Source organism: Streptomyces sp. B5E4 (assembly GCF_039871555.1).
In the GTDB taxonomy this organism is placed as follows: Bacteria; Actinomycetota; Actinomycetes; order Streptomycetales; family Streptomycetaceae; genus Streptomyces.
Window position 1 is genome coordinate 265,840 of sequence record NZ_JBDPMI010000009.1, and the last position, 8,276, is coordinate 274,115.

General features: G+C 71.6%; 4 protein-coding genes. All 4 read right to left on the reverse strand.

Translation table 11 applies throughout. The annotated features are described in order from the left end of the window. Nucleotides 1-58: 58 nt before the first annotated feature. The 4 genes from ABGA99_RS15435 to ABGA99_RS15450 all read right to left on the reverse strand — a co-directional run bounded on the left by ABGA99_RS15435 (nt 59) and on the right by ABGA99_RS15450 (nt 8,222). Nucleotides 59-1,126: a type III polyketide synthase gene (locus ABGA99_RS15435; RefSeq protein WP_347580382.1), complete on the reverse strand. Its 1,068-nt coding sequence runs from the start codon at nt 1,124-1,126 to the stop codon at nt 59-61. Between the two features lie 365 nt (nt 1,127-1,491). After that, nucleotides 1,492-1,677 (reverse strand): helix-turn-helix domain-containing protein, encoded by a 186-nt coding sequence (locus tag ABGA99_RS15440; RefSeq protein WP_347580383.1) that lies wholly within the window; start codon nt 1,675-1,677, stop codon nt 1,492-1,494. Further along, nucleotides 1,674-2,096: a hypothetical protein gene (locus tag ABGA99_RS15445; protein ID WP_347580384.1), complete on the reverse strand. Its 423-nt coding sequence runs from the start codon at nt 2,094-2,096 to the stop codon at nt 1,674-1,676. Before ABGA99_RS15445 ends, ABGA99_RS15440 begins: the two co-directional genes overlap by 4 nt. Nucleotides 2,097-2,723: 627 nt before the next feature. Further along, entirely contained in the window at nt 2,724-8,222 is a 5,499-nt protein-coding gene (locus tag ABGA99_RS15450; RefSeq protein WP_347582822.1) for a carboxyl transferase domain-containing protein, read from the reverse strand. Between the last annotated feature and the right edge of the window lie 54 nt (nt 8,223-8,276).

An 8,276-nucleotide genomic window follows, 5' to 3' on the forward strand; every position in this document is an offset into this window, starting at 1 on the left:
GAATGCGGCACGCCGGCGCCTCGCCGCGCATGCCGGATGTGTACGTGCCCCGGCGGGCTCAGTCCGCGTCGTCCCGGGGGTCGCGGTTCCATCTGCCCAGCGCCATCTCGGCGGTGATGCCGGGGCCGAAGCCCGCGATCACGCCGGTGGCGTTCGCCTGCGGCGTCTCTTCCTCGATCAGCCGGCGCAGGGCGTCGAGGACGACGGCGCTGGCGATGTTGCCGTGCTCGGTCAGCGTGGCCCAGCTGTGCCGGAACATCTCGCGATCGACGTCGAGGAACCGGGCGAGGTCGTCCAGGATCCGCGGGCCGCCGGCGTGGATGATGTAGAAGTCGAGCTTGCCGATGTCCCAGTCGTGGTCGGTGGCGAAGTCCCGCAGTACCGGGGCGAGCGGCTCCATGGTGCCGGGGACCCGGCGGTCGAGCTGGAAGTGGAAGCCGGTGTCGCGGACGGCGTAGGAGATCCAGTCCTCGGTGTGGGGGATGAGGTACGAGCCGTTGCGCTCCAGGTCCACGCCGGTGCCCCCGTCGTCGCGGACGACGGCGGCGGCGACCGCGTCGCCGAACAGCCCGTCGGACAGCAGGGAGCCGATGTCGTCGTCGCCGGGCTGGTAGCACAGCGAGCACAGCTCGCACGAGACGATCAGGACGTTGCCGCCGGGGTGGGCCAGGCAGAAGTCGTGGGCCCGGTTGATCGCCGCCCCGCCGGCCGCGCAGCCGAGCTGGGCGATGGGGATCTGGCGGGTGTCGGCGCGGAACCCCATGGTGTTGATCAGCCAGGCGGTGAGCGACGGCATCAGGAACCCGGTGCACGACACGTAGACGATCGCGTCGATGTCACGTGCGGCGACGTCCGCGTGGGCGAGCGCCTGCTCGATGACCTCGGGGCAGCGCTTCTTGGATTCGACTTCGTAGACCCGGTTGCGTTCTTCGAAGCCGGGATGCCGCAGGGTCTTTTCGATGGGCTGGACGACGTGCCGTTTCCGTACTCCGGTATTCCGGATCAGCCGGAGTGCGAGGGGAAGCTGCGGCTTCCCGCCATGGACGCTCTCGGCGAACTCCAGCGTCTCTTCCATGGTGATGACGTATTCCGGCACGCGCACCGACGGCTTACAGAGCCTGGGCATAGGTACCTTCTGTCGTAGAGATCAGACGGCCGGCAGCCGAATCGCGCGCAGGGTTCCCCTGCCACGCAAAACCGCAGCGGACGTGATCCGCTGCGGTGGGGATGTCGTGCGAGATTGGACACGCCCACGAAGGGCGGACTCGGAGCGACAAGTATATTTATAGATTCTTCGCCAGCCGGCCGTCAAGCCCCCGCTCTCGCCCGAATAGTTGGTCATGCGGGTGACGTGCCACAAGTCACCTACGGTCACGAACCGGAGCGGGGATCCCGTCCCTGACCCAGCGAGCATGCGGGCATGTTCGGTGTGCCGATGCGGCCGGGTCCGATCCGGCTGTCGCGTCGGCGTACGGTGCCGTGGCGAGGCGTTCATTCCGGCTGCATCTCGTCCAAGGTGGCCGTGACGTCGGCGGGGTGGTAATAGACGCGGCCGATTTGCTTGTAGCGGCGCCACCGGTGCATGTGGGCGTAGCGGTAGACGGTGCCCTTGGGTATCCGCCAGATGCTGGCGATGTCGTTTGCCGTCAGACCGGCGCTCGCGAGTTGGTACTTCATCCGACCTCTCCTTGCGTGCGCATCCGGCGGGCGAGTCTGCTCCACCAGGTGACCGGCCAGGTGTGGGCGGCGGAAGCCGTGCAGACGATCTCGGAGGGCGTGGGGTCGCCATGGGTGCGGATCAGGGCGACGAGGGTGCCCTCGCAGCCGATGTCGGGGCATTCGCCGAGGTGGACCCGCCGCACGCGGTGGGGGTCGGCGACCTTGCGTGCCCTGCGGGAGAGTTCCTGGATCTCCTCCGCGACGTCGCCCGCCGCCGGGTGGCGGGCGAGCCACTCGACATGCCGGCACAGGAAGCGCGCGAGCGCCGGGACGTCTCTGGCGGGAGAGCTGAGCCGGCGTTCTTCGGCGACGAGACCCGACCAGGAGGCCAATACCGTACGGATGGCGGCGCGCACTTCGGCGGCGGCGGGATTCATCGCGCCGGTCGCGGAACTCTTTCTGGCGACCTTCCGGATGACCCGTACCCTTTCGGGACCCGCGGTTCCGGTGCAGTCGGAATACAGTGCGGGAAGGTTGAGTAGATTTCTTTCCAGTCGGCCTCGGCACGGCGTGCAGAGGGCTTTTCCGTCACCCGGCACTTCTGGATTTGTCGCTGAGCTTCCGTTGAGTGCACTTCTGCATGACGGGACTCGACATAGTTCGTGCCTTGTGAACATTTCCCCTCCGTGAGCCATCGCGGAGCGCCGGCGGCGTCACCATCGGACGGCTTGGGGGGCCGCGAACCCGCCGTGCGAAAAACAGTCTGCAAGACGGGTGATTCACGTCAAGGGAAGGTCTGGTGCGTAGCTAGATCCTGTCAGTTTGACGGGCGGCGGGGCTCGGCGCACGGGGCCGTGTTTGCCCGGCAAACGGCTCCTGCCAGGGCGTCCTTCGCCCCCGTTACCGTACGTTCCGGAAGATGATGTTCTGGCGACACTATCGGGTGGCCGGTACTGGCAAAACACCATATGTGTCGCCGGCCGACCGCCCGGAGTGGGCGAACGAATATCCGGTTCGTGGGCCCGGCGGTGTTTCGACAAACGGAACTGAATCGTCTTGGCAGCTCACCGCGGTGTGCCTTCCGCGAGCCCGCGTTCCACGGCCGCGATGATCTGCGGCCGCAGTTCCTCAGGACGGATGATCGCGTCCACGGAACCCACCCGCTGCGCGCGCTGGATCGAGTGCACGCCGTCGAACTCCGCGGCGACCTCGCCCAGTTTCTCGGCGCGTACGGCCGCCCACACGCTCTCCAGCCGGCCGGCGAGCTGTGCCCGCTCCCTGCCCGATGCCACGGCCAGACGGGCCTCCAGGTCGGCCACCCGGGCATCCGCGGCGGTACGGGAGTCGACGTCGGCGGCGAAGACCACCGCGGCCGCCGGGGCGCCGCCGAGCACGGAGGCGTACGAACCCTCCACCGCCAGCACCGTCATGCCCGGGTTGAGCGCCTTGGAGAACACCACGAACGCGCCGCCGTGGTAGCGCGAGATCACGCAGAACACGATCGGGCCGCGGAAGTTGACGATCGCCCGGCCGATCTCGGCCCCGTACTCCAACTGCAACTCGCGCATCGACTCCGGCGAGCCGTCGAACCCGGAGAGGTTCGCCAGCACCACCAGCGGCCGGTTCCCGCTCGCCGCGTTCACCGCCCGCGCGACCTTCTTCGACGACCGCGGGAACAGCGTGCCCGCGGTGTACGCGTCCGGGCCGTCGGTGGGCGGGAAGCCGCGCCGCTGCACCGACCGCGACTCGATGCCCACCAGGCACACCGGCCGCCCGCCCAGGTGCACGTCCTGCACCACCGCGGTCTCCGCGTCCGCCATGCCGGCCCAGCGCTCCAGCACCGGGTGGTCCTGGTCGGTGAGTGCGCGCATCACCGTGCGGATGTCGAACGGCTTCTTGCGGTCCGGGTTGGTCGCGGCGGAGAAGATCTCCCCGACGGTGGTGAAGTCGCTGCTCTCGGCGGCGTGCGGGAAGCAGCTGACGTCCCGGTCGACCGGGTCGGTGGTCCCCGCCTTGCGGGGACCGGCCTCGCCGGGCAGCACGTAGGTGTGGTCGTAGTACGACAGCAGCACGTCCCGCGCGGCCTTCAGGTCCGGCGCCCAGTACTGCGCCTGCCCGTTCGGGCCCATCACCCGGTCATAGCCGCCGATGCCGAAGTTGTCCTCGGCGGAGACACCGCCGGAGAAGTCCAGCGACCGCTTGCCGGTCAGCACCATCGCCGAGTCCGGGGTCATCACGAGCACGCCCCGGGTGTGCATCAGCATCGTGGCCTCGGCGTTCCAGTACGGCTGGGCGCCGACGTTGACGCCCGCGACGACGACGTTGACCTCGCCGCCGTCCTGGGTGAAGTGCACGATGCGGCGCAGTGCGCGGGCGATCCAGTCCATGTTCTCGGTGCCCGAGTCCATCGCGATCCGGGCACCCGCGGACAGCGCGTACCACTCGACCGGCACCCGCAGCTTCTCCGCCAGGTCCAGCGCCGCGACCACCCGCGCGCACTCCGCCTCGGAGAGCGCGCCCAGCGCCTTCACCGGGTCGCCGAGGAGGACGACGCGCGTGACGCCCTCCGGGTAGCGCTCGGTCGGCGTGGTGGCCACGCCGGCCACGATGCCGGCCTTGTTGAGGCCCTTCGGCCGCTGTACGGGGGCCAGCGCGCCGGAGTCGTCGAGGTCGTGCTCGGTGAACGTGCCGCCGGCGCCGGCGATCATGTCGAGCAGCTCGTACGGGTAGACCGTGCCGCGGCGCCGCACCCGCAGCACCTTCTGGCCGTAGTCGTCGAGCGGCTGGAGCAGGTCGGTGGGCGGGTCCGTGACGCTGAGGCGGACGCCCGCGGCCACGTCGTACGACACCCGCACCGCGGCCGGCACCAGCCCCCCGTGCGAGTCGCGCCGGCAGCCGAGGAACAGCACCTCCTCCACGCCCAGACCCTGGGTCGTCGGCAGGATGCGCCGGGCCACCGCGTTCAGCTCCGCGAGCGTGAAGTCGCTGGGCGGGCGGACGTTGATGAAGATGCGGTTGGTGTCCTGGCGCTTGCTGCCCGGCCGCCGGATCTGCTCCCTGCGGATCGCGTCCAGGCAGGCGCCGAGCGCCGCCTCGACCTCGGGCAGCGCGAGGATGCGGCCCTCCTCGTCCCGCAGCGGGGTCAGATCGCGGACCTGGGCCATGGCGACCAGCCGCTCGTCGGCGGGGTTGCTCGGCGCGACGCAGCGCAGCAGGTAGACGTCCTCGTTCACGGACGGCAGCCGGGTGAGGTCGAAGTTGCGCAGCCGGCGCAGCAGCAGCCGCTGGCCGATGAGCGGGTGCATCCCGCGCATCAGCTTATCCTCGGCCGGTCCTTCGGGGGAGGGGAGGAAGGTGAAGTGCTGCGGGGCCGCGCCGTTGTGCCCGGCGACCGTCGTGGTGATCCGGTGCAGGCTGGCGGGCAGCGGGCCCGACAGCGCCGCGCGCAGCTCGGCGGCCATGTCGTCGGTCTCCGGCGGGCGGCCGGTCCAGGTGAGGTAGAACTCGGCGACGACGGCGGTCGAGTCCGGCTCCGCGGCGGCCACCTCCGCGACCGTCGCGGCCGCCCCGGCCAGGTCGCCGAAGTCGGCGACGGTCACCAGCAGCCGGTGCGAGACGCCGTCGAGTTCGTAGCGGCCGGTGACGAACGGCCGGCCCGCGACGGTCTCGCAGCGCACCCCGGTCAGCCGGTGGTCGCGGTACGCGCGGCGGACGAGGACCTCCAGCAGCGGGTCCGCCTCGGCGTCCGGCCGGGCGATGCGCTCGCCCACGAGCTGGATGAGCGACTCGGGGCTGGCGACCATGTCGGCGATCCGCTGGTCGCGGTCGGCCGCGTCCGGGTGCGCGTCGAGGTGGTGCAGGTGGTCGCGGATCCGGTTGTAGACCTTGGCGCGGGTACGGCGCAGCAGCGGCTGCGCGTACCAGCGGAACACCAGGCTCCGCGCGAGCCCGCCGACCAGCGGGAAGCGCAACTGCGTCGCCCGGATCAGGCGTTCCAGGGCCTGGCTCACGACCTGGCGCAGCGCTTCGGGCGGCGGCGCCTCGGTGAGCCACTGCTGCAGCAGGGCGGTGATCACCGCGACGTCGGCGGTGGCGGCCTGCCGGGCCAGGAAGATCCGGAAGACCGCCTCCTCCAGCGCGGGCGTACGGTCCAGCCCTTCGACGCCGTAGTGGCCGAGCACCCTGGTCAGCCGGCCCTGGAACGTCTCGGAGAGCCCGGCGCGTTCGGCGTCGAGGCTCTGCAGGTACGTGTGGAAGAACTCGCGCGGGCTGCGCACCCAGGTCTCGGCCGCGGTCTCCTCGTGCTCCGGCTTGTTACGGCTCAGCTCGGAGAGGTCGGCGAAGACCTCCAGCAGCCCCGCCTCCGCCGCCAGCGGGCGCTCCGGCAGCACGGCGCGCACCGCGAGGTAGCCGGCGAGGGTGTCGTCGGCCCCGGCCGGGTCGACGTCGAAGCCGAGGAGCCTGCTGCGCAGGTCCGCGAGGCCGCGCCCGGCGCGCTGTTCCGCGCTCTGCCCGGCGGCTTCGGCCGGCAGGTCCAGGTCGACGCCCGCGGCCACGGGCGCGGCGGCGACGTCGTCCAGCGGCTCCAGGCGCAGCAGCGGCGCACCGGTCTCGACCTGGCTGCCGACGGCGACCAGCGACTCCTTGAGCACCGCCCGGAACGGTGCGCGCAGCACCGTCTCCATCTTCATGCTCTCCAGCACCAGCACCGGGGCGCCCTCGTCGACCTCCTCCCCGGCTCCCAGCGGCGTCGCGACCACCAGGGCGGGTGCGGGCGAGCGGACCACGCCGCCCTCGTCGCGGCTGATCCGGTGCGTCACGCCGTCGACCTCGACCAGGTGGACTGGTCCGTGCGCGCCGGTGACCAGCCGGAAGCCGTGGCCGTTGAGCCGGATCTGCCCGGTGTGTTCGTCGAACCGCTCCAGCACGGCGTCGACGGCCCGCACAGAGCCGTCGTCCGTGTCCGTGCCGGAGCGGAAGCCGACGCGGTAGCGGCCGGGACCGGTCTCGGCGACCGTGAGCCGGTAGCCCGCGCCCCGCAGCGTGAGATCGACCGGCCGGCCGCCCTCGTGGTGCACCTGCGGGCGACCGCCGCGCGCGGTGCCCAGCAGCCGCTGCAACTCGGCCTGCTTCCCGTCCTCGTACGCCTCGATCGCCGCGACGGCCAGCGCGACGCCGGAGTGCCGCGGAGACGCCAGCCCGCCCTCGGCCCGTACCCGGTCGATCCAGCCGGTGTCCGCGCTGGCGTCGATCACCGCGGGCTCGTCGAGCAGGTCGAGGATGAAGCTCTTGTTGGTGGTGCCGCCCTCGATGAGCACGGTGGTCTCGCGCATCGCGTGCCGCAGCCGCGAGAGCGCCTCGGCGCGGTCCCGCCCGTACGCGATGACCTTGGCGATCATCGAGTCGAAGTCGGCCGGGATGGTGTCGCCCTGGCTGACGCCGGTGTCGACCCGGATGCCGGGTCCCGCGGGCAGGCCGAGCAGCGCGATACGGCCCGGGGCGGGCGCGAAGTCGCGGTCGGGGTCCTCGGCGTTGAGCCGGGCCTCGACGGCGTGGCCCAGCTCGGCCGGCCGGTCGCCGGTCAGCCGGCCGCCCGCGGCCACGTGGAGCTGCGCCTTCACCAGGTCCATGCCGGTGGTGGCCTCGGTGATCGGATGCTCCACCTGCAGCCGGGTGTTGACCTCCAGGAAGGCGAACATGCCGTCCTTCGGCTGGTAGAGGAACTCCACGGTGGCCGCGCCGCGGTAGCCCACCGCGAGCGCCAGTCGCTCCGCCGACTCCTTCAGCCGCTCCACCTGCTCGGCCGCCAGCACCGGCGAGGACGACTCCTCGACGATCTTCTGGTTCCGGCGCTGCACGGAGCAGTCCCGTACGCCCAGTGCCCACACGCCGCCCTGGCCGTCGGCGATCACCTGGACCTCGACGTGCCGCGCGTTGACGAGCAGCCGCTCCAGGAACAACGCGCCGTTGCCGAAGGCACGTTCCGCCTCCTGGCTGGTGCGCTGGAACGCGTCGACCAGTTCGTCCGGCTCGTGGACGGCCCGTACGCCCCGGCCGCCGCCGCCCGCGGTCGCCTTGAGCATCAGCGGGTAGCCGATCCGCTCGGCCTCGCGCAGCGCCGTGTCCAGATCCGCGACGGGGCCGCGGCTCCACGGCGCGACCGGGACGCCGACCTCCTCGGCGAGGAGCTTGGCGCTGATCTTGTCGCCCAGCTTGTGCATCGCCTCGGGTCCCGGACCGATGAACGTCACGCCGAGCTTCCCGCACAGCTCGGCGAAGGCCGGATCCTCGGCGACGAAGCCCCAGCCCACCCACGCGGCGTCCGCGCCGGACTCGACCAGGGCGCGCTCCAGCAGGGGGAGGTCGAGATAGGGGCGGTCCGCGGCCTTGCCCAGGTCGTAGCCGAGGTCTGCCGCGCGTACGAACGTGGCCGTGGCGTCGGCGTCGGTGTAGAACGCCACGGTCTCGATCCGCGGTGCGCCGGTGGCGTTGAGCTCGCCGACGGCCTTGATGAGCCGCATCGCGGCCTCGCCACGGTTGATGATCGCCACACGGCTGAACACCGGTCAGACCTCCCAGATTCGCATACCAGTCGGCGGGGGGGGGGGGGGCGGGGG

Bases quoted from the DNA above. Each gene is read 5' to 3' on its own strand.
- ABGA99_RS15445 (WP_347580384.1), bottom strand. From the start codon at position 2,096: ATGAATCCCGCCGCCGCCGAAGTGCGCGCCGCCATCCGTACGGTATTG.
- ABGA99_RS15435 (WP_347580382.1), bottom strand. From the start codon at position 1,126: ATGCCCAGGCTCTGTAAGCCGTCGGTGCGCGTGCCGGAATACGTCATC.
- ABGA99_RS15440 (WP_347580383.1), bottom strand. From the start codon at position 1,677: ATGAAGTACCAACTCGCGAGCGCCGGTCTGACGGCAAACGACATCGCC.